The 24830-nt window shown below is 32.1% G+C and carries 22 protein-coding genes and 1 pseudogene; 22 read left to right on the top strand and 1 reads right to left on the bottom strand.

The features are described 5' to 3' along the window. The first annotated feature begins 6 nt into the window (after window positions 1–6). The 16 genes and pseudogenes from BMY18_RS06795 to BMY18_RS06870 all read left to right on the top strand — a co-directional run bounded on the left by BMY18_RS06795 (window position 7) and on the right by BMY18_RS06870 (window position 13700). Complete coding sequence (locus BMY18_RS06795; protein WP_092451913.1) at window positions 7–774, top strand: ComF family protein; 768 nt, start codon at window positions 7–9, stop codon at window positions 772–774. A 19-nt stretch (window positions 775–793) separates the two neighbouring features. After that, complete coding sequence (locus BMY18_RS06800; protein ID WP_092451915.1) at window positions 794–1237, top strand: flagellar protein; 444 nt, start codon at window positions 794–796, stop codon at window positions 1235–1237. A 174-nt stretch (window positions 1238–1411) separates the two neighbouring features. Further along, window positions 1412–1690, top strand: coding sequence for a flagellar biosynthesis anti-sigma factor FlgM (flgM, locus tag BMY18_RS06805; protein ID WP_092451918.1), 279 nt, complete (start codon window positions 1412–1414; stop codon window positions 1688–1690). Window positions 1691–1709: 19 nt separating this feature from the next. Further along, window positions 1710–2225: a flagellar protein FlgN gene (locus BMY18_RS06810; protein ID WP_092451921.1), complete on the top strand. Its 516-nt coding sequence runs from the start codon at window positions 1710–1712 to the stop codon at window positions 2223–2225. Window positions 2226–2239: 14 nt separating this feature from the next. Then, on the top strand, window positions 2240–4030 hold the full coding sequence (flgK, locus tag BMY18_RS06815; protein ID WP_092451923.1) for a flagellar hook-associated protein FlgK: 1791 nt from the start codon (window positions 2240–2242) through the stop codon (window positions 4028–4030). 68 nt (window positions 4031–4098) lie between these two features. Then, the gene (gene flgK / locus BMY18_RS06820) at window positions 4099–5631 is read left to right on the top strand and encodes a flagellar hook-associated protein FlgK (RefSeq protein WP_092451925.1); all 1533 of its coding nucleotides are present in this window, start codon (window positions 4099–4101) and stop codon (window positions 5629–5631) included. 13 nt (window positions 5632–5644) lie between these two features. Then, window positions 5645–7144, top strand: a complete 1500-nt coding sequence (gene flgL, locus BMY18_RS06825) for a flagellar hook-associated protein FlgL (RefSeq protein ID WP_092451927.1) — start codon at window positions 5645–5647, stop codon at window positions 7142–7144. Window positions 7145–7172: 28 nt separating this feature from the next. Further along, a complete protein-coding gene (gene fliW, locus BMY18_RS06830) occupies window positions 7173–7637 on the top strand; it encodes a flagellar assembly protein FliW (protein ID WP_092451929.1) in 465 nt (154 codons plus the stop codon). A gap of 1 nt (window position 7638) precedes the next feature. After that, on the top strand, window positions 7639–7863 hold the full coding sequence (gene csrA, locus BMY18_RS06835) for a carbon storage regulator CsrA (RefSeq protein WP_092451931.1): 225 nt from the start codon (window positions 7639–7641) through the stop codon (window positions 7861–7863). A 122-nt stretch (window positions 7864–7985) separates the two neighbouring features. After that, window positions 7986–8435, top strand: a complete 450-nt coding sequence (locus BMY18_RS06840; RefSeq protein WP_092451933.1) for a flagellar protein FlaG — start codon at window positions 7986–7988, stop codon at window positions 8433–8435. Window positions 8436–8482: 47 nt separating this feature from the next. After that, a complete protein-coding gene (fliD, locus tag BMY18_RS06845; RefSeq protein ID WP_092451935.1) occupies window positions 8483–10522 on the top strand; it encodes a flagellar filament capping protein FliD in 2040 nt (679 codons plus the stop codon). 47 nt (window positions 10523–10569) lie between these two features. Continuing rightward, window positions 10570–10947 carry a flagellar export chaperone FliS gene (gene fliS / locus BMY18_RS06850; RefSeq protein ID WP_092451937.1) on the top strand — a complete coding sequence of 126 codons (378 nt, stop codon included), beginning with the start codon at window positions 10570–10572 and terminating at the stop codon, window positions 10945–10947. Between the two features lie 11 nt (window positions 10948–10958). After that, window positions 10959–11438: a PDDEXK family nuclease gene (locus BMY18_RS06855; protein WP_092451939.1), complete on the top strand. Its 480-nt coding sequence runs from the start codon at window positions 10959–10961 to the stop codon at window positions 11436–11438. Window positions 11439–11580: 142 nt separating this feature from the next. Continuing rightward, on the top strand, window positions 11581–12393 hold the full coding sequence (locus BMY18_RS06860) for a flagellin N-terminal helical domain-containing protein (protein WP_092451941.1): 813 nt from the start codon (window positions 11581–11583) through the stop codon (window positions 12391–12393). A 116-nt stretch (window positions 12394–12509) separates the two neighbouring features. Further along, window positions 12510–12650, top strand: a pseudogene (locus BMY18_RS21775) (glycosyltransferase); the annotation flags it as partial. Between the two features lie 45 nt (window positions 12651–12695). Continuing rightward, window positions 12696–13700: a glycosyltransferase family 2 protein gene (locus tag BMY18_RS06870; RefSeq protein ID WP_170841326.1), complete on the top strand. Its 1005-nt coding sequence runs from the start codon at window positions 12696–12698 to the stop codon at window positions 13698–13700. Between the two features lie 23 nt (window positions 13701–13723). Here the strand turns inward: BMY18_RS06870 and fliD (BMY18_RS06875) are convergent, their stop codons facing one another. Beyond that, complete coding sequence (gene fliD / locus BMY18_RS06875) at window positions 13724–15049, bottom strand: flagellar filament capping protein FliD (RefSeq protein ID WP_092451944.1); 1326 nt, start codon at window positions 15047–15049, stop codon at window positions 13724–13726. A 380-nt stretch (window positions 15050–15429) separates the two neighbouring features. Here fliD (BMY18_RS06875) and BMY18_RS06880 point away from each other — a divergent pair, with 380 nt between their 5' ends. The 6 genes from BMY18_RS06880 (at window position 15430) to BMY18_RS21620 (ending at window position 24824) form a co-directional block, all read left to right on the top strand. Further along, window positions 15430–16539: a glycosyltransferase gene (locus tag BMY18_RS06880; RefSeq protein ID WP_242940984.1), complete on the top strand. Its 1110-nt coding sequence runs from the start codon at window positions 15430–15432 to the stop codon at window positions 16537–16539. Window positions 16540–16602: 63 nt separating this feature from the next. Beyond that, window positions 16603–17736: a glycosyltransferase family 4 protein gene (locus BMY18_RS06885; protein WP_092451945.1), complete on the top strand. Its 1134-nt coding sequence runs from the start codon at window positions 16603–16605 to the stop codon at window positions 17734–17736. A gap of 48 nt (window positions 17737–17784) precedes the next feature. Beyond that, window positions 17785–19992, top strand: a complete 2208-nt coding sequence (locus tag BMY18_RS06890) for an SP_1767 family glycosyltransferase (protein WP_092451946.1) — start codon at window positions 17785–17787, stop codon at window positions 19990–19992. Between the two features lie 49 nt (window positions 19993–20041). Continuing rightward, window positions 20042–21028, top strand: coding sequence for a glycosyltransferase family 2 protein (locus BMY18_RS06895; RefSeq protein WP_092451947.1), 987 nt, complete (start codon window positions 20042–20044; stop codon window positions 21026–21028). 237 nt (window positions 21029–21265) lie between these two features. Next, window positions 21266–21970, top strand: coding sequence for an IspD/TarI family cytidylyltransferase (locus BMY18_RS06900; protein WP_170841327.1), 705 nt, complete (start codon window positions 21266–21268; stop codon window positions 21968–21970). 337 nt (window positions 21971–22307) lie between these two features. Then, window positions 22308–24824, top strand: a complete 2517-nt coding sequence (locus BMY18_RS21620; protein WP_330385953.1) for a hypothetical protein — start codon at window positions 22308–22310, stop codon at window positions 24822–24824. Window positions 24825–24830: the final 6 nt, after the last annotated feature.

Genomic DNA, 24830 nt, shown 5'->3' on the forward strand with positions numbered 1-24830 from the left:
GAAGATTTGAGAAACAAAAATATATACGGCAGGGAACTATTTAGTCAGGCTAAGAAAGTTTTCTATAAAGGCGTTGAAATTATTTATCCATCAACATGTCCTATATGCACTCAAGTTCTTGATAAAAACATCGATGAAAAAGTTTATATATGTGAAAAGTGTAGAAAGAAACTGTCATATATTGAATCACCTAGATGTTTGCAATGTGGAAAACCGGTGGATAATGCTGAAACAGAGTTTTGCTATGATTGTTCAAGAGTGAAGCACATATATTCTCAAGGGGTAGGCGTTTGGGCATATACCGACGAAATCAAAAATTCCATATATCAATTTAAATATCACAACAAGAGAGAGTACGGCGAATTCTATGGTTTTGAATTGAAAAATCGTTATGAATCTATTATAAAGAATTGGGATGCAGATGTTCTTATTCCAGTTCCACTTCATAAGTCAAAACAACGAAAAAGAGGATATAATCAGGCTGAAATAATAGCAAAGTCAATAGGGAAATTATTAGATATCCCAGTTGATAGTCAATTGTTAAAGCGGGAAAAGAAAACATTGGCTCAAAAGGAGCTAAACGACAAAGAGCGGCTCAAAAACCTAGAAAATGCTTTTAAAATAGAAGAAAAAGTAGTAAAATATGATAAGGTTATTATCGTAGATGATATATACACAACAGGGACTACAATTGATTCATGCGCTAAAATTCTAATAGATGCGGGTGTAGTAAAAGTTTATTATATTAGTTTATGTATAGGAAAAGGTTTTTAAAATCAAAGGAGGTATCTACATGGAGGTTCGAAATTGTAAAAGCTGTGGACGTTTATATAATTATATTGGTGGGTCATATAAGAATTTATGCCCAAACTGTGTTAATAGTATGGAAGATAAATTTGCTGAAGTTAGGGATTATATAGAGAAAAATAGAGTTGCAACAATGCCACAGATTTCTAAAGATTGTGATGTTAGAATGGAACAGATTGAACGGTGGGTACGTGAAGAACGATTGTTTTTTTCAGACGATTCTCCAATTGGTATAGATTGCGAAAGTTGTGGAGTTACAATTAAATCAGGAAGATATTGCCCTGCGTGTAAGAATAAGATGACAAATGTTCTTTCGGATTTATATCATGATGACTCTAGTAGAAGCGATCGAGCTAAGACTGATAATGATAGTGAAAGAACTAAGTTTTTATCGAGAGAGTTTATTGACAAAGTGAATAAACAAAAATAAAAGAGACACTGTAATGTATTGATTATATTCGTTCGATTAATATATTGCAGTGTTATTTTTATGTAATTTTATAAAATGTGAAAAGGTGGTTAAGATTTTATCATAAATTACCGATAGAATTCATAACAAAGTAAATTAGATTAAGGTAATTTTATAGAAAGTGAGGTAATTGATATGCGTATAGAAGCTTATAATGCAGTTAGTCAGATTTATCAGAGTAATTCAAAGATGGTTAATAAGACCAATTCAGTGGCAAATGCGAATGATAAGTTTGAAATTTCACAAACAGCTAAAAACTATCAAGTAGCAAAGCAGGCAGTAAGTGTTGCTCCTGATATTAGAGAGGACAAAATAGCAGATATTAAGGCTAAGATGTCATCAGGGACTTACACAGTAAAGCCCGAAGATTTTGCGGATAAAGTGCTTAACAATGCATCAACAATAACATTTTAGAGATTAGATAGGAGCAAATATGGCAAGTTTAATTGAAAATTTAATTGGTATATTAGATAAAGAGAATAATGAGTATATTCAATTATTGAACCTGTCGTTAGATAAAACGTCTGTAATTGTTAAAGGTGATATTGAGAAGCTACAGGTTATTGTAGCGCAGGAACAAAAAAAAATTGAAGTCATTAATAAGTTAGAAAAAAGCAGAGAAGAAAATATCAAAGATATTGCAAATGTGCTTAATATTCCAGAGAATGAATTCAAACTAGATAGTCTAATTAAGATGTTAGAAAAACAACCAAGGGAACAAGAAGAATTGAGTAAAGTTCGTGACGCATTTAAAAGGACAATGAATAAATTAGTCAAAGTAAATGACAATAACAGGGTACTATTGCAAGAATCTATTAATATGATAGAGTTTGAACTTAACCTATCAAGGAATACCATGTTTGCGCCTGAAACCGCGAATTACAGTAAGGAAGCATATAACACAACGGGACAAAACCTGGTAGCAGGTTCATTTGATGCAAAGCAGTGAAGAGGTGATAGCAAATGTCTAATGGAATGTCGGGGCTCTATGTAGGAATATCAGGCCTTAATGTGGCACAGGCTGCATTAAATACAACAGCAAACAATCTCGCCAATATTAATACGGTTGGATATACAAGACAGCAGATAACATATTCAACAAGTAGTTATTATAGTATTGGGAATAATGCTACTACTAAATTGGTATGTGGAACAGGCGTTGATGTTTCAGAAATCAGGCGTGTTCGAGATGAACTTATAGATAAAGCTTATAGACAAGAAAAAGGAAGACTTGGTTATTATGATAGCCAATATGATGCAGTGACAGAAGTCGAATCACTATTTGGGGAATTAGATGACAATTCCTTTAAGAAAACAATGACAGATTTGCTTACTTCTATTAATGAAGTTAGTAAGAATCCAGCTAGTACGATTGCAAGGTCATCTTTGTTGCAAACTGCAAACACATTTATGGATAAGGCAAGTTCTATTTATTCTAGTTTAAAAGATTATCAGACAACTTTAAATACAAAAATTAATAATATGGTTAATAAAATCAATTCATTAGGTAAAACCATATGTGATTTAAATAAAAAGATTACGGATGTAGAATGTATTGGACAAAAGGCGAATGATTTAAGAGATCAAAGAGACAACGCTTTAGATGAGCTAAGTGGATATATTAAAATCCAATACCAAGAAGATAAAGACGGAACCGTTACAGTTACAGCTGAAGGTGCAGCATTTGTATCAAAAAATGCAGTATACAATATGGCGACAGAAAAAATAGAAGGTACAGATTTACTCAAACCAGTATGGCCATTATTAGATAACCGAGATGTCTTTGTTGATGCAGAGCAGATTTCAGCAATAGATAATAATGATATAGGAGAATTAAAAGGCTTACTCATTTCACGCGGGTACAAAGCCGTTAATTATGCAGATGTTCCAGTCGAACCTACAAAACCAGATGCTACGGGTTATGATTTGACAGATGCTACACAGTTAGCAGCATATCAAGCTGCAAAAGATAACTATGACATTGATTACAAGCAGTATGGCGCAGATTGCACATACTACAATAAATATATTGATCCATCTGTTATATTAAGCACGATGGCAAGTCTTGATAAATTAGTAAATGGTGTTGTTACATCAATGAATGATATACTTTGTCCAGAAAAGACAACAAGCTTTACAGCTGCAGATGGAACGGCATATACAGATGTATCAGTGCTTGATATGAAAAAGACTTCATATGGCAATGATGCGGACAAGAGTGTAGGCGTTGAATTGTTTGCAAGAAATAATACAGAACGTTACATAAAGGTAACTGGCAATGATGGAACAATGTATTACGTAAGAAATAATAAGAATGAGTTAGGACTACCTTCAGATTACACATTAGGTAATATAAAAATAAATGAAACAGCTACTCAAAATAAAGCTAAAATTCCACTTACAAATGCAAAGGGTGAAGAAGATTTTGTGAAAGGAAAAGCGCTTGTTGATGCTTGGACCGTAAAATTTGCATCATTGAATCCATCAACTTATGCAAAAGAAAATTTTAGCTCATTTTATAACAGCTTAGTAACTGAATTCGCTGATACAGGTAAAATCCTAAATAATATGGTTACTAATCAGAAAACGATGGCTGATGGATATAATGGTCAACGATTACAGACAGAAGGAGTTTCGTCAGATGAGGAACTTCAGAATATGATAAAATTTCAACAAGCATATAATGCTGCATCAAGATATGTTAACGTTGTAAGTGAGATGCTTGAACATATTGTTACAAGATTAGGAAACTGATAATTTGTTTAGTGACATGTCTAAATAAATTTTTAATTTATAAGATGAGTTAGGAAGAGAGGTACCATATGGCGTCTACATTTTTGGGATTGACAATATCATATTCAGGACTACAGGCGGCACAGGCTTCCATTAATACGACTGCCCATAATGTATCAAACGTAAGCACCACAGGCTATTCAAGGCAGAAGGTTTCACTAGAAGCTGATAAGGCGTTAAATACCAATTCGGGTTATGGAACAATTGGAAGCGGTGTAGTTGTAACTGGAGTGGAGCAGATAAGAGATAGTTATTATGACGTAAAGTTTAGGAATAATCAGACAAATTATGGCGAGTATGAAGCCAAAGAAAATTATATGACGCAGATAGAAGATTATTTAAATGAGTTTAAATTAAGTGGTTTTACAACAGAATATACTAATTTCTTTAAATCAGTAACAGAACTTCAAAAGACACCAACTGAAAAGTCAGTACAGAATTCAGTAATCAATAATGCACTTAGCTTATCTCAATATTTTAATACACTTTCTACAAATTTAACGAATGTACAAAAAGATGCGAATGAAGAGATAAAGAATCAAGTTGGCGAGATTAACACAATTGCTCAAAATATTTCATCTTTGAATAAGCAGATTAATTATATTGAGGCAAATAAAGGTTCAGCGAATGACTTAAGGGATAAGAGAAATAATTTATTAGATCAGCTTTCAAAAATTGTAAATATTGATACGGAGGAAACAGATATAGGAAATGGTCTTAAATCTTGCATAGTTAAGATAAACGGACAGACGCTTGTTGATACATATGATTACAATACATTGACTACACAAGCGATAACTGAAAATGTGAATGCTTCGGATGCAGATGGATTATATAATATTGTTTGGAAAAATGGACTTGAATTTAATGAGTATAGTAGTTCCCTTAATGGTTCTTTAAAGGGATTAATAGATGTTAGAGATGGGTGTAATGGATCTGTTGAGACATTAGCAACAGATGCAAGCGGCAATAAATCTTTGGAGTTGGTTAATAACACAGAAGAAAATACAGCTTATAAGGGAGTACCTCATTATATTTCTAAATTGAATGAATTTATTGAAACGTTTACTTCGGCTGTTAATGAAATTCTTACGAATGGAAAAACGGTAAGCGGAGAAGCTGGAATCCCTCTATTTACAGTGAAATCTGGCTTTTCAGCGATGTCTGCACTATCAGTTAGTGTTAATGATAAGCTGATAAAAGATGTATCAAAATTGGCAACAACAACAGATCCTTCGCAAGGAAGCGCGTATTGTGATGTAGTTGATAATCTTGTAGCACTTAAGAGTGATAAACGCTATGAAGGTGGAACAGGAGCATATTTCCTTGAGAGTGTCGTTGCTGAAGTTGCTATAGATTCTGCTAAATCAACTTCGTTTTTTAAAAATTATACAAATATTAGTAGTGCAATTAATAATCAAAGGCTTTCGGTTATGGGGGTAGATCAAGATGAAGAAGGTATGGATATTCTTAAGTTCCAGCAAGCCTATAGTCTTTCATCTAAAATGATGTCTGTGATGAATGAAATATATAACAAATTAATTAACGAAACTGGATTATAGGAGGAAACAATATATGAGAATAACGAATGCTATGATGATTAACAATTCACTTACTAATATAGCTACTAATAAGTCTCAGATGAACACGCTAGACACTCAGTTATCAACACTGAAGAAAATTAGCCGACCTTCTGAAGACCCAATTATTGCAATAAGAGCATTAAGACTTCGTTCAAGTTTGAGTGAAGTAACACAATATCTCGAAAAAAACATTCCGGATGCTAACTCATGGCTTAGTGTAACACAAGGGTCACTTAAAGAAACGAATGATATAGTCTCAGATTTATATCAATATTGTAATCAAGGGTCAACGGACACATTTGCCACATCAGAACGTGCTACAATAGCAGATAGCTTGACTAATTTAAAAGAGTCATTTTATGCGCAGGGTAATGTAGATTATGCTGGAAGATATGTATTCTCAGGATTTAAAACAGATTCCGCACTTACTTTTATGACAACAGCGGAAGCATCAAATAAGAGTTATTCAATTACGCAGAACTTTAGTAATAATGATATTAATGCGAAAACGGTTTATTCAAATACGGTATCCATATCAACACTTGATGATGCAACGGTTTCCGCAAATGATATATTATCACCAAGTTCAACAAGTGTGAATAGAATTATGCTTGGATATTCAGATGTTTCTGGAGCTAAATTCACAGCAATTACTTATAATAATGGTGCTAGTTCAATCGCTGTTAATCCTATTACTACAACAGATCCGAATTATGTACCAAAAGATGACGAGGTTGTATTAAATACTAGTACAGGAGAACTGCTATTAGGAAAGACTGCCTATAATACTTTGAAGTCACAGACAGATATATCATTTACATATGATAAGACATCATTTGCAAAAGGGGATGTTAAGCCAGAGCATTATTTTACATGTGTGGACAAGACAAAGGATATTACTGCGGATAAGTCAGACCCATCCGCTTGGACTAATTATAAGAAAAGTAGCGAAGGACAGGATATTGAATATTCGGTTAATTTTGCACAGACAATTAAGGTTAATACTGAAGCAGATCAAGCATTTAGCATTCAGCTAGGAAGAGATGTTAATGAACTGGCAACATCGATTCAAAATGTTATTGATATCGAAGCGAAACAAGCAAAATTATTAAATATGAAGTCACAGAATGCCTATTCTGATGATGCATCTCAAGCTAAGATTAAGACAATGACAGAAGCTTTAAGTAAAGAACGGGATTTGGCAAATGAAACTATGCAAAAAACTTTCGAAAAAGGTATTACAAAGATGAAGAATTACCAGCAACAGATTACATCTGCTAATTCAGATGTTGGTAATCGGATAAGCAGACTTACGCTAACGAAGAGTAGATTGCAAGAACAGCAAACGAATTTTAAGGAGCTGAAATCAAAGAATGAAGATGTTGAAATAGAAGATATTTCAGTAAATTATTCTTCCGCCCAACTCGTTTATAATGCTTCACTTACAGCTGCAAGTAAGGTAGTAAAACAATCATTGTTGGATTTCTTATAAAAAATTGACAACTAAAGGGGTAAAAAATATGCAAGTTAAGACAAAATGGTTTGGTACACTCGAAATTGGTGAGGATAAAATTATTACATTTCAAAAAGGATTAATTGGGCTTGATGAATTTAAGAAATATACGATTGTATATAATACAGAAAAATCTGATACAGCAACAATTATGTGGCTTCAGTCAATAGAAGACGAAAATATTGCAATTCCTGTAATAAACCCAGAAATATTTATGCCAGATTATGATCCAATCGTTGAGGATGCATTGCTTGTGTCACTAGGGGATGTAAAAGCGGCCGAACTAATCGTTTTAGTGACACTTACAGTTCCTTCTGATATTTCTAAAATGACAAGTAACTTAAAGGCACCAATTATTATAAATGCAGATAATTTAAAAGCATGTCAGTTGATAGCAGATAATGAGAAATATACTGTGAAATATCCTGTTTATGATATTATTAAAGAAAACTCTAAGAAGGGTGGTGAGTAGGATGCTTGCATTATCAAGAAAGAAAGATGAATCAATCATTATTAATGACGATATTGAAATAACAATAATTGAAGTTAAAGGAGAACAAGTGAAATTGGGCATAACTGCTCCCAAGTCAATCCCTATTTATCGTAAAGAAGTATATGTTCAGATCCAAGAGGCGAATAAAGAAGCTGCAAAGTCAATTGATGTAAAAGGGCTGGATGATTTGTTTGGTAATAAATAATATTTTTAAATATGATTAGTATAAACTATTGTGCAATTAATCCGATATAAGGTATAGAGAAGAGAAATTCTAAAAGTTATGTAACATATTAATTTATTTTTTTATACATGGAGGTATAAATTATGGCTATAAATTTATCAACTGAAGTTAAAGGAGCACCATCTTTTCAAAATACATCATTAGTAAATGCTAGTACTACAGTTGATAAATTAGAAGCAACTGGTAATGCAACACTACAGCCTAAAGTTGTAACTGCATCAGTGCCAATAGGACAATATCAAGTTGACAGTGCCCCGAAAGGTTATTCTAATCAAGATAATCAAGATAAATCAAAAAAAGATAAACTTGCGGGTGAAACATCTATAATGGGTACATCAAAAGATATAAATAAGCTTATTAATAGTAATACTGTTGCAGAGTTTGGATTTTATGAGAATACGAATAAAGTTATCATTAAAATAAAAGATAAGTACACGAATGAAGTTATAAAGGAAATACCTTCAGAAAAGTCGCTTGAGATTTTTGAAAAAGCGTTGGAGCTTGCAGGTATTCTTGTTGATGAAAAAAGATAATAAGGTCATATGTGATTTAAAGTTATTAAATAAGATGGAGGTATTATATGTCAGTTAAATTATCAGGTTTGAACTCGAATTTAGACACGGAATCTATTATTAAGTCGCTTGTGTCTGCATATTCTGTTACAAAGGATAATTTGGTAAAAGCGCAGACTAAGCTTTCGTGGAAACAGGATTCATGGAAGAGCATGAACACAAAAATATATGCATTTTATAGTAAAAGTCTAGCAAATATGAAGTTATCATCTTCTTACAGTAAGAACGTTGCTTCATCTTCGGATGCAACTATTGCAAAGGTAACTGCATCCTCATCAGCTGTCAGTGGATCACAGAACTTGGAAGTTAATAAACTGGCATCGTCTGGATATCTTACGGGTGGAGTGGTATCAACAGAAACTACAGTAGGCGGTGTAACAACGGTTGGCAAAGCTACTGCCGATAGCAAACTAAGTGCAATAAAAGGTTTGTCTTCATTTGATGGCGGGTCAATTAGTGTTGGAGTTGGAGACAAATCTACAACGATTGAGTTGACCGCAAATACAACAGTTGCTGGATTTGTTTCTAAACTCAAGGAAGCTGGCGTAAATGCAAGTTTTGATGCAACTAATCAGAGGTTTTTTATAAGTGCAAAGGCTTCTGGTGCAGACAGTGATTTCACAATGACCGCTGGAAATGCTGGAGGTTTAACGGCATTACAATCAATGGGATTATATACTGTTAATGATACAGATAAGGCTGAATATACGAAGTGGGCAGGATATACACCTGCTGAGGTAACTGCTTTAAAGACAGATGCTTATAATGCATCGATAACAACTTTTGATAAAGTATCTGCTGAATATAAGAATATATATGATACAGCAAGTAATAATGTGAATACACTGACTGCCACGAATGCCCAATTAACAACAGAAAATTCTGCATTAGATACACAGTTATTGGATCCTACACTTACTGAAGCTGATAAGAAAATTATCAATGACAAAAAGGCAGCTATTGATGTAAAAATTACAACTAATGATGCAGCTAAAGTGACATATGCAAAAACCATGACAGACAATGAGCCATTTGTGATTCTTGCTGGCGATAGTGATGCTACAAAAGCAACAAAGACAGCTAGTATCAATGCACAGGTTGATTCTAGGAATGCAGTTATTAAAACCAACGTTGAAGCAGCAATTGACAACAAGATAGCGACTGCATCTGCCGCACTTGCGGTTGGAACTGGTTCAATAGGAGCTGTAAGAACGGTTGGAGCGGATTCACAAATCATTCTGAATGGTGCAACCTTTACTAGTTCAAGTAATAATTATAACATTAATGGTCTTACAATTCAGGCATTGAATAAAACGGAAACTGGTAAGCCAATTACACTCACATCAAGTACAGATGTTGATGGTATCTATGATATGATTAAGGGGTTTTTAACCGGATATAATGAATTGATCAATGGTCTAGATTCCGCTTATAATGCAACCAGTGCAAAAGGGTATGAACCTTTAACCGCTGATGAAAAAGACGCTATGACAGACACCGAAGTTGAAACGTGGGAAAAAAAGATTAAGGATTCTCTGCTTAGAAAAGATTCAACAGTTAGTAGTGTTAGTAATTCTTTGAAAACTGATATGCTAGGATCCTTTACTACGAATGGTAAAAAGTCTACGCTGGCATCTTTTGGAATCAATACGCTTAGCTACTTTACATCTGCTGCGAATGAAAAGGGAGCTTACCATATAGATGGGGACTCAAAAGATAGCGATACTTCAGGAAATACAGATAAGTTAAGAGCGGCAATTGCAAGTGATCCAGAGGGCGTAGTGAGTTTCTTTACACAGCTTAGCAGTTCGTTATATACGGATATGACTAAAAGAATGAAATCGTCTACACTTAGAAGTGCTTATACAATCTATAATGACAAGGAACTAAGTACCGAGTATTCAGAATATAATACTAAAATATCTGACTGGAAAGATAAAATCAGTACGATGGAAGATTACTATAATAAAAAATTCACGGCGATGGAAACGGCACTTTCAAAACTCAATTCAAATTCATCCTCGTTATCGAGCATGCTCGGTTCTTGATGAAAGGTAATTAAAAATAGGAACAATACATAACAGGAGGCTAAACAATGGCTGACATTCAGGCATACGCACAATATAATAATAGTAAAATCATGACGTCATCTCCAGCGGAGCTGTCATTAATGCTCTACGAAGGGGCGATTAAGTTTTGCAATATTGCCATTATGGGAATTGAGCAAAAGGATATAGAAAAAGCACATATTAATATAATTAAGGCTAACAACATAATTATGGAATTTCAGATAACACTTGATCACAAATATCCAATTTCACAGGAATTTGAAAACGTATATAGTTATTTATATGATAGGTTGATTGAAGCAAATATTAAAAAGGATAAAGAAATTATTGAAGAAGTACTGTTGCATTTAAGAGGAATGAGAGATACTTGGAAAGAAGTAATGCGTTTGACGAAAACGGCTTGATGAGGTGACTAATGGGAACCACGGATAATTATGTTTCCATCATGATTGATGGATTGAAAAAAAAGGTGCTAATTTTAAATCAAATTATTGGATTTAACCATAAGGAAAAGCAGTTGTTACAAAATGAGCCTTTTGATATGGATGATTTTGATGTTAATATGAAAGAAAAAGCTGCAGTATTAGATCAGTTAATTTTTTTGGATGATGGATTCACGGCTGTATTTAATAGAGTTAAATTGGAACTGGATAATAACAAACATCAGTACGAAGAACAGATTAAGCAGATGAAAATTTTGATATCTAAAGTTACAGAATTAAGTGTTAAGATTCAATCAGAAGAGGCCAGAAACAAAGAACTAGCACATAAGCAATTTTCAAGCATTAAGAAAGAAGTTAAACTGGCAAATCGTAGCGAGCGAATGGCTTCACAGTATTATAAGGCAATGAATATGGTTGATAGCGAGCCACAATTTCTTGATAAAAAAAAGTAATAAAATATGAAAAAAGTTTATAATTGGACTAAAGTTTTAAAACTTATGTCCGATATAATATATAACAGTAGTACATAAGTGCTATTGAAACCTAATAAGTATGGCAAGGATGCCATCGTAAATTCCAAGGAGGAAAAACAATATGGTAGTACAACACAATCTTTCAGCGATGAATACAAACAGACAGTTGAACACAGTAACAGGATCACAAGCTAAATCAACAGAAAAATTATCATCAGGTTACAGAATCAATAGAGCTGGTGATGATGCAGCTGGACTTACAATCTCAGAAAAAATGAGAAGTCAGATCAAGAGTCTTGATAAAGCTTCTTCAAATGCACAAGATGGTATTTCACTTATCCAGACTGCAGAAGGCGCATTGAATGAAACACATTCAATACTTCAAAGAATGAATGAACTTGCTACACAAGCAGCAAATGATACTAACACATCAACAGACAGAGCAGCTGTATCTGCTGAAATGGGTCAGTTATCAGAGGAAATCGACAGAATCCAATCAACAACTCAATTCAATAAAATGGATTTGTTGACAGGAGAGTTTAAGGATCAAAAACTTCAGGTTGGTGCTTTAGCAGGCCAGAGTATTACAGTTTCAATTGGTAAAATGGATGCTTCAACACTTGGAGTAAATTCATTGGAAGTTGATTCAAATGTACATGCAGGTAGTGCAATGAAAGCAGTTCAAGCTGCTATAAGCACAGTTTCATCAGAACGTTCAAAACTTGGTGCTCTTCAAAACAGACTTGAGCATACAATTAACAATCTTGATACAACAAGCGAAAACACACAAGCAGCTGAATCACGTATTCGTGACGTTGATATGGCTAAAGAGATGGTTAATTACAGCAAGAACAATATCTTGACTCAAGCTGGACAATCAATGCTTGCACAAGCTAACAAATCAACACAAGGTGTTCTTTCATTACTTCAGTAATCGAAAGATAACCATCAAAATAGAGCTAGCTATGCTAGCTCTATTTTTCTATAATTTCCTGCAATAACAATTAATTATTAAGAGAAGCGAAATGTATATAATATTTTGAAAGTCAAGAAGATTTGGTTGGAAAATGTAATTATTATCTTAAGAATGATAAAGAAAGAAAACAAATTGCAGACAACGGTTATGGCAAGATGAAGGAATTTCATAATTATACAAGACGATTAAATGAAATACTTGAAATTGTCGTTTAGTTTCTGATGAATCAATTATTATATAGAAAGCTTATAGGGATGAAAATGGATATTAAAGTATCGGTAATAGTACCTGTTTATAATGCTGAAAGATATCTGGCAGATTGCCTTGGAAATCTTGTTAATCAAACATTGAGTGAAATAGAAATTATAATTATCAACGACTGCTCAACAGACAACAGCATTAAAATTATAAATGACTGTAAAGCTCAATTTAAAGATAAAATCAAAGTGATAAACTTTGATAAAAATCAGGGCCCAGGAGCAGCGAGAAATGCAGCAATTGAAATTGCTTGTGGAAAATATATAGGGTTTGTTGATAGTGATGATATTGCTGATATATCAATGTATGAAAAAATGTATACAGAAGCAGAGAAACACGACTATGATGTGGTAGACTGTGGATTTTATAATGAGAAAGAGCAACAGGCCATATTATTTACCAGTGATGAATTAAAAGAAAATCTTGATAATAAAAAAAGATCTGAGTTAATAGCCGCAGGTGGATACATATGTACCAAGATATTTAAAAAGAAATATCTCATGGATTACCATTTGAGATTTAGGAATGAATATGTGCTAGAAGATTCTGATTTTTTAACATTTATATTTTCAACTATAAAATCAATTGGTAATGTAAAAGAAGTTTTGTATAAATACACATATACGAAAGATTCATTATCTTCAACTACGAATGTTGAAAGATATATGAAAAGCGTTCAAGCATCCATAAAAGCAATCTATGAGAAAACGAGCAAATTGAGCAATTATGATCAAATTAGGGGTGCAGTGGAATATCAGATAATCCAGATGTATTCTTATGCAGTTGTTATGATTCTTCTTTCTGTGCAAAAGAAAAAAGCAAAAAAGATCAAAGATTTGCAAAAAGAAGTGGTAATGTTGTCAGCAATGGCAGCTATCAAAAAAGAATTAATTGTAGGTGACTATGAAAATAATATTTATGTGAAAAATAAAATCAATGAGCATGATATTCATCTAATGAAAATGAATGATCAGAATTCAGAAGCCCTGGTTACTTTAATCGTTTAATATAATGTATAAATGGAAGGTACTTAAATTAATCCGTTAAACATCATTCCAGAATAAAGGGAAGTATGATAAGGGGTTGTAGATGGTTTTTGCGGATTCTTGTAGGAAACAATCTTATTGTTCACATAGTTCATTGGATTCAGTGAAATACTTTCAATCTTGTATTGAAGCGCATTTTTGAATTTTCCCAAGTTCCCAAAAGTATCTGAGATTGTTCCATCATTAACAGAGTCTAAAATTGTGCCTTTGTTCAATTCAATTATTCCAACATCATTAAGCTCGATTCCACTTCTTTTTAATATATCGTTATATGCATTTGAAATATTAGCAAATTCACCTTTGAGTTTTTCATTTCCTATAAATTTAGAGCTATTCTCATTTGAAGTAACACTTATGATTTTATTATATCCATCAACAAGGTGAGAAATGCTCTCAACGATTGCATCAGTATCATTTTTAAAACTGATGGTTACTGGAGTTTGGGCTGTCACTTTGCTGAATTTAAGTTCAAAATTATTATTGATAATATAGTTATTTGTATTAGAAGAATGCTCAACTCCATCAATGGAAAATATAGCATTGGCTGGATATTGCGCTGTTCTGTTGAGCCCAAGTATGCTGACAATATGATTGCTGGAGGGTTCATCTTTACCCTTATCACTAGAATCTTCCGAATCAGGACTGCTTGAGGGCTGTATTGAAAAAATAGTTGATTTTAAACTAGAAATCCCAGTACTTTCTGAATTGATTTCAATGGCTGAATTATCTAGGCTGTCAGTAGTTACGTGAGACGTTAAACCTAAGTTTGAACGATTAATTAGTCTTGATATTTTATCTTGAATTGATTTTGTATTATCATCTGTTTCGACATTAAATTCAAACTGGTAAGTTAAATTAGAAACATTTAGGTCAAATGAATAGGCTCCAGTGGAGACAAGCATGGATTTTTGCGGAAGAAAATTCCCTGTATTGATTTGCGCTTCTGCCAATTGTTTTACTTCTACCTGAAATGGATTTGCGCAAAGAGTTGAATCTTTCCCAATATAATGAGCAGATACTATCTGCTCATCAGTGGAGTCTGCTATTTTTTCATAATCAATTATAGAGGAATCGTTTGAAGAAGAAAGATCGTATATGATTTTTGAAAGCTCGTCTGCATTTTCTTTCAAATCAATGGCATATTTTTGTGCATCCTCTGATAAATCAAGCTTATAAAATGGAGTGAGACTGTTAACTTTCAGTATCTTTCCAGATATTTTTTTTAATTCACTTGGCGTATGAGTAGAGTATCTTGAATTTGCACGCGTTCCATATTGGGATAAATAGTATCTATATACATTACTAATCATTAACAGTCACCTCCTTGTTTGCTAAATATTATAGAAATTATATTTGAAATCCTTTTCAAATATATGATGTTTCTTTTAGTGGATAAAATTTATCTATTATTACATGAATTATATAACATATACAAGTATTTGTCATTAAATTAAAGTCAAATAAAAGTTTTCATTTTCTTTTATTTATAAAAAGTGCAAACTTAATTATTTCTCATCTATCTTTATGCGTTAATAAGAATTGAACTGCACATATTATAATTGTATTATCGAACATATTAGTGTAAAATTTAGTATAATTTGAAATATTATTAATATTTCAAATTATACTAATAATATGACCCTCAAAAGGTCCTTAAATATTAGCGTATTATAATGCGACGGAGTATGAAATGAAAATGATATCAATTTGCATAATAACCAAAAATGAAGAGAAAAATCTTGAGCAATGTCTTAGACCTCTCGCAAAACTGAATTATGAAATCGTAGTGGTGGACACAGGATCAACAGACAATAGTGTCGCTACAGCAAAAAAATATACGAATCAAGTATATCATTTTGAATGGTGTGATGATTTCAGTGCAGCAAGGAACTTCTCAATAAGCAAGGCGTCGGGAGATATTATTGTTGTAATAGATAGCGATGAATTTATTGTTGAATTTGATAAAGAGACAGTGGAAAAGATATTCGAACAGAACAAAAGAGTCATAGGAAGAATAAACATAAAAGAAAAGTTCGGAGCAAAAGGGGAATTTGAGGCAGTTGATCATATAAACAGAGTGTTTTCCAAAAGATATTATCATTATGTAGGCAGAATACATGAGCAGGTTGGTGCAATCGTAAATGATACAAACACTGTGAGGCAATGTAACAGATGTAATGCATTTAATAATAGTGTTGTAGATTATGAAATAGTAAATCTACCTATAACAGTATTGCATAATGGGTATGGCGGCGAAGAATTAAGGTTACGTAAGGCGGAGAGAAATATTGACCTTTTGAATAAGGAACTAGAAATTAGTGAAGATACATATATTCTTTATCAGCTCGGTAAGAGCTATTATATGATTTCAAATTATCAGAAAGCTTGTGAATATTTTTCTAAAGGTCTTGAATATGATATTAATCCTGAACTTGAGTATGTAATTGATATGGTAGAAACCTATGGGTATTCACTCATTAATACAAAGCAGTATAAAACGGCCCTTCAGTTTGAAAATATATATGATCAGTTTGGAAATACTGCAGATTTCCAGTTTCTTATGGGTCTTATTTATATGAATAATGAGATGTTTGAAAAGGCAATTGAAGAGTTTGAAAAGGCAATAAGATGTAAATATAGCAGGGTGATTGGAGTGAATTCTTATTTGGCTTGGTATAATATAGGTGTAATTTTGGAGTGTCTTGAATATAAGGATGACGCAATTATGTATTATAAGAAATGTGGTAGTTATGAAAAAGCGTTAGAAAGACTTACGTTTTTTGATTCAAAGAATAAATGATGCATGATAAAAAGTGAGTGATATAAATTATATTAAAATTAGTTCGGAAGGGAATTCTTGAGTATGGAAAAGTTACAATACAATAATCGGCTAGGCATATATAATTTTTGTCCATATATTGCATATCGAAATGAACAAATAATGAAAGACCCCTGTTTAGTTCCATATGTGTTTCATCAAATTTTTGGATACCGAGCAGTAATTGTGACAGCTAAGAGGGAAGAATATATCTATCAAAAGCTTGTTTCAGGATTAGAATTTGATATTTTACCAGATCAACCAGATCTTCAAGCGTGGGAAAATTTGTGTTGCGAATATATCAAAGATAATTATGAGAAAATAGATATTATGTTTTGCTTTGGAATTTATACTACATATTCTTCAATGATACAAACATTTAAAAAATATAAGCCTCATGGAAAGGTTATATTGAAATTAGATGCGAATATTTATTGGGTCAATCGTATTGATTTTCAAGATTCAGTATACAGAAATATATTAGAAAATTCTGATATTATTACTTGCGAATCTCACAGATTAAAGAAATATCTATCAATAAAGTGGCCTTATCGCATTGATTATCTACCGAATGGATTTATACATAACAATATTAATAGTGAAATCGAATATGGACAGAAGGAAAATCATATTATTACGGTTGGAAGGATTGGCACACCTCAAAAAGCAAATGAAATTCTCCTGGAAGGATTTGCAAGATGTGCGAATCAGATTCCAAGTTGGGAATTAAGGTTAGTGGGAAGTGTTGAAGATTCTTTTCAGCCATACCTTACAGAGTATTTTGATAAATATCCACATTTACGCAATCGAGTTATATTTACAGGAAAAATCCTGGATAAAGAGTTATTGTATAATGAGTATAAAAAAGCAAAAATATTTGTAATAACTTCAAGATATGAAGGTGGAATGCCTAATGTATGGGCTGAAGCGGCACAAAGTGGGTGTTATATAATAACAAGTGATATTGAAGCTTCTAATGATGCAATTAATAATGGAAGTTGCGGAATTAAATTCCCGATAGATAACATACAAGCCTTAGCAGATTGTTTGGTTAAAGTTTGTTCTGATGAAAATTGCATGAAAGATGCAAGCTACGAGATTCAACAATATGTGAGCCGGTTTTTCGATTATAAAATGGGGGTTAAGAAGTTATTGGAATTACTTAAAATGAGGTCATAAGTAAAAGGATCCAGGAAAATAAAAAAGAAAAAAATAGGAGAAAAATATATGGAAGACAACATTGTGGCTGGATTTAATGGAAATAAGTTTATGTTGGTGGACTATGCAAATGTAAACGAGCAGATTCTATGTGATTTCGAATCTTATTATGATAATTTCACACCATTTTCTATAGAAGAGCAAAAATTAATTTTTGATAATTTACTTGATGTAATTATGAATTCAACATTTACGGATACTCAAAAATCATTGGTGATAGTAACTTCTGCATTACTTTGCAACATTTTATCAAAACAATATTATGATAAACAAATATCTCATTATGGAGATGCTTGCTTTGATGAAGTATATAAATTCCTTTCTGCTAAGTATAGAAAGGATAATCAATACATACAAAGTGTGAAATTAAATAAAGATATATCAGATACAGATATTATGTTATGTAAATGTAATTCTCCGGATGAAATTGAAAAATTTATTGAAAATTATGCGTGGAACTTTACAAAAGAGACACAAATTATTTTCTATGGTAATTTAAAAGGGGCAAAACCAAAATATCTGAGCCAGATGGAATATTTCTATCTTGGAGAGGGACAAGCTGTGGTCAAAGGAATTTTGCATTTTGGGAGAAGATATCTTGCTTCGTTGGATTTGCAAACCTACCATGAAATAATTGATGAAGCAAATGATTTTTGTTCTGTTTTAGATAAATGTAACAAAGTTGCATCTATCAATGACTTAATAAATAATAATATAGTTAAGAAATATGAAAGTCAAATTTATGAAGCCCTTATTTATGCTGATAAATTAGAAAAGAAAATTTGTTTTAATGAAAAAATAATAAATAATACAGGTTTAAAAAATGAAATTAATGAAGTGAAAGATGCGTTATTGGATATCAGCTATATATTAGATAATAACCTTTCTGATTTAGATTATTTTTTGCAGTACTTAAATGAAAAAAAAGAACAATTTATACGGCGCTTAAACTATAGGTATGAAGAAAAAATTAAAGTTGTCATAGTTCATAATAATGAATTCGCGAAAAATATGATTGTGGGATTGAATTATCATAATGTTAATCTAGTTGGCGTGGTGACTGATGCTTACTTAAAAGCAGATCCAGAATACAGTCATGTTAATATTTCATCTTCGGAATTTTTGACAGAAATAGAAATGGATTATATTATTGTAGTGGGATATATTTTTCCATATGATATATTAGTCGAACATCTTAGAAAACATAATCAAAATCCAAAAATAATAAAATTATTGGATTTTAATTATATTGGTAGTGAGGAGCAACGGATTCTTTTTCGAACTGATTGGATTTTAAATATTCAATTAAACCAAAGAGCGAGCGATTTGAAAAAGCAACTCGAGTATTTTGAATGTCATTCGGCAAATTTACCTTATGAAATCGGTAATGACAGTTCTTTAAAGTATCCTAAGGTTATGAGCATTGAAGAGACTGTTGAGGCTATAGTTTCTAATAAACTGTCTGTAAGTCGATTTGGAGACGGAGAATTTCGTATGATGTTTGATATAAACGGACCTTTGTTTCAGAATGCTATACCAGAATTGGCTGAAAAATTACGTATGATTGTAAAAAGTAATCTGGATAATCATATGGTTGCAATTCATGATATTTATGGTATGTTTACAAATGTAAAATCTTATGTATGTGACTATTACAGGCAATATCTAAATTATAACCGTAAACAGGAATATATAATGCTAGATATGGGGAAAAAATATGGAAATTCATTTGTATCCAGATTTTATATAAATAATATGGATCGTAACCTTGCCGAAAAACGCTTTTCTGATATAAAGAGAATCTGGAATCTGAGAGAAGTTGTAATAATAGAAGGTGAAAAAACCCGTATGGGCATAGGCAATGACTTATTTGATAATGCTATAAACATTAGACGCATATTAGCACCGGCAGAAAATGCATATGATAAATATAATGATATATTAAAAGAAGCATGTAAATTGCCCACCAATACGTTGATAATTCTTGCTTTAGGACCTACAGCAACGGTGCTAGCCTACGATTTATCAAAAGCGGGTTATCAGGCAATTGATATTGGGCATATTGATATTGAATATGAGTGGTTCTTAATGAATGCACAGCAAAAAGTATCCATTCCCAATAAATATGTAAATGAAGCTAAGGACGGGAAAGGCACAAATGTAGGTGAATGTCTGGATCGTGAATATGCCGGGCAGATTATTGCAATAGTAATCTGAGGTTTATATTGGAATCTAATTAAAAAGAAATCTGTAGAAAAGAGGGCAAATGGAGGTTGATAGAAATATTAAAGTCACTATAATAGTTCCTGTGTACAATGCAGAAAAGACCATAATTAATTGTGCAATTAATCTGGTAAATCAGACATTGAAAGACATAGAAATTATTTTTATTGATGATTGTTCACAAGACAATTGTTATGAAATACTGCAACAAATTAAGTTGCAGTTTCCAGATATTGTGAAAGTCTACCGTACAGAAATCAATAGTGGACCGGGAGGTGCCAGAAATGTGGGCCTGGAACATGCTAGTGGAAAGTATATTGGATTTGTAGACAGCGATGACTTGGCAGATATAACCATGTATGAAAAGCTTTTGGCTGTGGCAGAAAATACAGGAACCGATATTGTAGACTGTGGATTTATTAGTGAAGAAATGCAGACAGTCATTATGCCTATTCCAGATGAATACACAGGAACACTTGATGATAAAAAAAGAAATAGATTAATCTCAAAGGAAGGATATATCTGGTGTAAAATATTTAAACGCGAATTACTGGAAAGATATAGCCTAAGATTTAGGGAGAATGTAGCGATGGAGGATACAGACTTTATCCTTTTTGTCTATGCGGTGGCAGACTCACTAGAATGTGTGAAAGAACCTTTATATAAGCATACGTGTAATATGGAAAGTATTATGGAAAAAATGACGAAATATAACAATTATTGTACAGTTTATAAGGCGATGGAGGCAATTTCAGAAAGGCTTAGTGCCCTCTCTGATTATGATAGTATTAGGGTTGGCTGTGAGGCAATGCTTATTAATCTATATCTGTGTGGAATTGTTAATTGTCTGGAAAGTGAATTAAAAAATAAAGAAATGTTACCATTGCTCATTGACCTTCAAAAATTAAAAGGGAAAGTGGTTCGTGGAGGTTATAATAATCCTTTCATCTTAAAGAATATTAACGAGCAGTGCATTACAATTATGAAATTAAATGATAAAAAACCATGGGAATTAATTATAAAACAATAAATATAGGGATTTGCTACATTATTTTAATTAGTAAATTTGCCGATACAATAATATAGATACTTTAAACGTATATGATTGGAAAACAAAGTCATTTGTAGAATATATTGCATAAGAGTATAATTGTGTTAGAAAATTGTCATATAAACTGGCAGGAGAAATCTTTGATGACTCGGAAAATCTATAATATTAAAAATATTGATTTATGATTAAATGATTCAAAATGAGAAAGGTAAAAATATGATTACAACGGCAATACTTTCAGGTGGATTAGGAACCCGAATGGGGAATTCTAGTGTTCCTAAGCAATTTCTGGAAATGAATGGTGAACCGATTATTAATCGAACTGTTGATGCATTATTGTTATGTAATAGTATTGATAAAGTTCTTATTGTGATTCATCCAGAGTGGAGACAATATCTTATTAATTTTATTAAGACAAAAAGCTGGTATTCCATAACTGATATAATTGACGGTGGAACTTCTAGAATAGACAGCATTGAGAATGCAGTAAATTATCTGCATGAGAAGTATATAGATGAGGATGAAAATATTATTCTTTTGCACGACGCGGTAAGGCCCTTTATAAACAAAAAGTTGATAGATACACTTATTGAAAATGTAAGGATCTATCATGCGGTTAGTCCTTCAGTACCTGTGATTGATACACTATTTTGGTCTGAGAATGGACAGGTTATTGAATCCATACCTCAAAGAAATAATTTATATCATGGGCAGACACCTGAAGCATTTGATGTTGCGTTGATTCGAGATTGTATTTTCAAACTTACCAAAGAACAGCGTGAGCAAAACACAGGAACTGCCCAAATTTGTACAGTACAGGGTGTTTCGGTTCATATGATTAAGGGCGATCAAAGTAATATCAAGATAACAACGAAGGAAGATTATATGCTGGCAAATTATTATTTTGAAAGTATACTATAGAATAATTGTAGAGAGGTATCGATACTAAATATTTATTAACTTTATAAAATAAGTTGATTATATGAAGAGTTGAGTTTGAGTATATTGGTATACTTTTATAATATATGATATAATTAAATTAGGATAAAAGCCAATAGGTTAGTTTATCTAAAAGTAAAATGAAATAAGCACTTACTAAATTTCATTATATCTTTAATTCTATATTCAAGATAATTTAAATATGATGAGGACTTTTGCCAGTATATAAAGTTTATAAAATAGATAACAGATAAATTTCACTTAAGACAAATGTCTTGAATGAAAAATTGCTAACTTATAGTGGAGGTAAAGGCACAGAATGAGAAAAGTACAGAAAGAGATGGCATTGGATCTTATTCAGACACTTTATCAATTACATAATAATATAAAATTTATGATAGATAAAAAAGAAACTGCTCAGGCAATGGAGTTATTGGAACTTTGCCAGCAAGGCGCAATACAACTCGGAAGCCGAATAGAGGAAGAAGAAGGGAAGGGCTTTGTTACAATAGGGTTATTAGAAGAATATTGTGAAATTATATATCAGATACATGAAAAAATAATGCACAATGAAAATTGTGGTAAGTCATATAAGATACTACATATACAACTTATACAAATTGAAAACAGTATTAAGAATGACATTAAACAGCGCTTTGAAGTTGTATTTCTTCCATACAAAGCATCTATGTGGGATTCCTTGGAAAGTGTATGGAAAGCAGCTGATGTAGAAGATAACTGTGATGCTTTTGTTATTCCTATTCCTTATTATGACAAAAATCCAAGTGGGGACTTAAAACAAGAATATTGGGAGGGAGATCAGTTTCCGGATTATGTACCAATTACAAGATATGACACTTATAACTTTAAAGAGCGTCTTCCAGATATGATATTCATACACAATCCCTATGATGAATGTAATTATGTAACAAGTATTCATCCGTACTTTTATTCAAAAAATATAAAACAGTTTACGGATAGCCTTATATATATACCGTACTTTATTTTAGATGAAATATTGCCAGATAATCAGAATGACGTGAATAAGATTGAGCATTTCTGCACATTACCTGCTATTGTTAATGCAGACAAAGTCGTTGTTCAGTCAAAGAATATGCGGCAGATTTATATTAATATAATGACAAAGCTTACCGGGAAAGATACCAGAGATTACTGGAAAAATAAAATATTAGGTCTTGGCTCCCCCAAAGTTGAAAAAATATATAATACAAAAAAAGAGAATCTACAAATACCAAGTGAATGGTTGAACCTCATACAAAAACCAGATGGAAGTTGGAAGAAAATAATTTTTTACAATACTAGTATCAGTGCATTATTGCAGTATAATGAAAAGATGATTGAGAAAATAGAAGAAGTATTTAGAATTTTAAAAAAGAATCGTGATGAAGTTATATTATTATGGCGTCCACATCCACTAATAAAGGTAACGATAGAATCCATGAGACCACAACTTCGTAGAGAATATCAGGGACTGGTAGAACAGTATCGAAAAGAAGGCTGGGGCATATATGATGATTCAGCAGATATAGACCGTGCTATTATAATTAGCGATGCGTATTATGGAGATTCCAGCTCGGTAGTTCAGCTTTATGAAAAGACTGGCAAACCGTTAATGTTACAAAATGTATATTCATTGGAAGAGAACAATTACTCATTAGCTATGGATAACATTATCGATTATCAGGGGGAGTGGTGGTTTCTTGCTTTGAAAGATAATGGACTGTATAGGATGACTAAAAATTCTTTAAAGGCATCCTTGATAACGAGAATACCCTGTGAACAGCAAGAAACTATTCAACAGTATGGGAAAATATATATTTATAAGGATAAGATATTTGCAATGCCTTGGAGTGCTAAAAAAATTGCGGTTTATGATATAAAAAGTAATGAATTTAGATATATTGAATTTCCGGCAGAAGAAATTTATCGTGGTATGATTTTCTTAAAAGGAGTAATTAGAGAAAATAGACTTTATTTAATACCTTGTTCTTTAGATAAGTTGATATATATAGATATGGATAAGGAAATTATACATACTTTAAAAGAATCATTAGCATCAGGGCCTCCAATTACGCAAACAACACATAGTTTTGCATGGGGGGGGGGTTTTGATGAAGGTGATTGGGTTATTTTTACAAAGCTTGAAGAAAATAAAGTTATTCGTATTAATCTAATAACGGGTGAAAAACAAATATATCAGAATGATTTACTACAATTAGGTGGAGCAGGTGTTATCGGGGATAGTCAAGGCATCTGGATTATACCACATAAAGCGAATTCAATTATATATTGGGATAGAATTAAAAAACAGAATTATATATATAGTGATTTCCCAGAAGGGTATCAATCTGGAGAATTGAGCTTTTATAAAATATATATGGATAAAGGAATCTTGTACTTGCTTCCTAGAGATGCTAATATGCTTCTTTCTATAGATAGGGAAGGACATATGAAGAATATTTTACCAAAAGAAGAAAGTATAGATTATGGACATACACTGGATCGATATATGAGATATTCTAATATTTGGAGTTATGGAAATGAACTACTATTTATTTCATCCAAGACAGGTAAGTTATATGTAATCAAGGAGAATGGAAAACTGGAACAAAAGAAAATAGAAGTTCTTAATAGTATTAATTCAACATTAGAACTTGATGAACACACTTTGATTATAGAAAAAGAAAATAGATTTGAAAATCTGGAAAAGTTTATAAATATTGTTTGTATAAATGAAAATCTGAATAAGAATATCAATGTTGATATAGAGAATAATATTGGAAAAAATATATTTATAACCTTGCTAAATCAATAATTAAAC

It is taken from the genome of [Clostridium] fimetarium (assembly GCF_900111235.1).
GTDB classification, from domain to species: domain Bacteria; phylum Bacillota; class Clostridia; order Lachnospirales; family Lachnospiraceae; genus Clostridium_N; species Clostridium_N fimetarium.

What these genes read in the sequence shown, in the direction of transcription:
- flgK (WP_092451925.1), top strand. Translation starts at nt 4,099, where the DNA reads ATGGCGTCTACATTTTTGGGATTGACAATATCATATTCAGGACTACAG.
- BMY18_RS06870 (WP_170841326.1), top strand. Translation starts at nt 12,696, where the DNA reads ATGGATATTAAAGTATCGGTAATAGTACCTGTTTATAATGCTGAAAGA.
- BMY18_RS06860 (WP_092451941.1), top strand. Translation starts at nt 11,581, where the DNA reads ATGGTAGTACAACACAATCTTTCAGCGATGAATACAAACAGACAGTTG.
- fliD (WP_092451935.1), top strand. Translation starts at nt 8,483, where the DNA reads ATGTCAGTTAAATTATCAGGTTTGAACTCGAATTTAGACACGGAATCT.
- BMY18_RS06895 (WP_092451947.1), top strand. Translation starts at nt 20,042, where the DNA reads ATGGAGGTTGATAGAAATATTAAAGTCACTATAATAGTTCCTGTGTAC.
- BMY18_RS06800 (WP_092451915.1), top strand. Translation starts at nt 794, where the DNA reads ATGGAGGTTCGAAATTGTAAAAGCTGTGGACGTTTATATAATTATATT.
- flgK (WP_092451923.1), top strand. Translation starts at nt 2,240, where the DNA reads ATGTCTAATGGAATGTCGGGGCTCTATGTAGGAATATCAGGCCTTAAT.
- fliD (WP_092451944.1), bottom strand. Translation starts at nt 15,049, where the DNA reads ATGATTAGTAATGTATATAGATACTATTTATCCCAATATGGAACGCGT.
- BMY18_RS06885 (WP_092451945.1), top strand. Translation starts at nt 16,603, where the DNA reads ATGGAAAAGTTACAATACAATAATCGGCTAGGCATATATAATTTTTGT.
- flgM (WP_092451918.1), top strand. Translation starts at nt 1,412, where the DNA reads ATGCGTATAGAAGCTTATAATGCAGTTAGTCAGATTTATCAGAGTAAT.
- fliS (WP_092451937.1), top strand. Translation starts at nt 10,570, where the DNA reads ATGGCTGACATTCAGGCATACGCACAATATAATAATAGTAAAATCATG.
- BMY18_RS06880 (WP_242940984.1), top strand. Translation starts at nt 15,430, where the DNA reads ATGAAAATGATATCAATTTGCATAATAACCAAAAATGAAGAGAAAAAT.
- BMY18_RS06890 (WP_092451946.1), top strand. Translation starts at nt 17,785, where the DNA reads ATGGAAGACAACATTGTGGCTGGATTTAATGGAAATAAGTTTATGTTG.
- csrA (WP_092451931.1), top strand. Translation starts at nt 7,639, where the DNA reads ATGCTTGCATTATCAAGAAAGAAAGATGAATCAATCATTATTAATGAC.
- BMY18_RS06840 (WP_092451933.1), top strand. Translation starts at nt 7,986, where the DNA reads ATGGCTATAAATTTATCAACTGAAGTTAAAGGAGCACCATCTTTTCAA.
- fliW (WP_092451929.1), top strand. Translation starts at nt 7,173, where the DNA reads ATGCAAGTTAAGACAAAATGGTTTGGTACACTCGAAATTGGTGAGGAT.
- flgL (WP_092451927.1), top strand. Translation starts at nt 5,645, where the DNA reads ATGAGAATAACGAATGCTATGATGATTAACAATTCACTTACTAATATA.
- BMY18_RS06855 (WP_092451939.1), top strand. Translation starts at nt 10,959, where the DNA reads ATGGGAACCACGGATAATTATGTTTCCATCATGATTGATGGATTGAAA.
- BMY18_RS06900 (WP_170841327.1), top strand. Translation starts at nt 21,266, where the DNA reads ATGATTACAACGGCAATACTTTCAGGTGGATTAGGAACCCGAATGGGG.
- BMY18_RS21620 (WP_330385953.1), top strand. Translation starts at nt 22,308, where the DNA reads ATGAGAAAAGTACAGAAAGAGATGGCATTGGATCTTATTCAGACACTT.
- BMY18_RS06810 (WP_092451921.1), top strand. Translation starts at nt 1,710, where the DNA reads ATGGCAAGTTTAATTGAAAATTTAATTGGTATATTAGATAAAGAGAAT.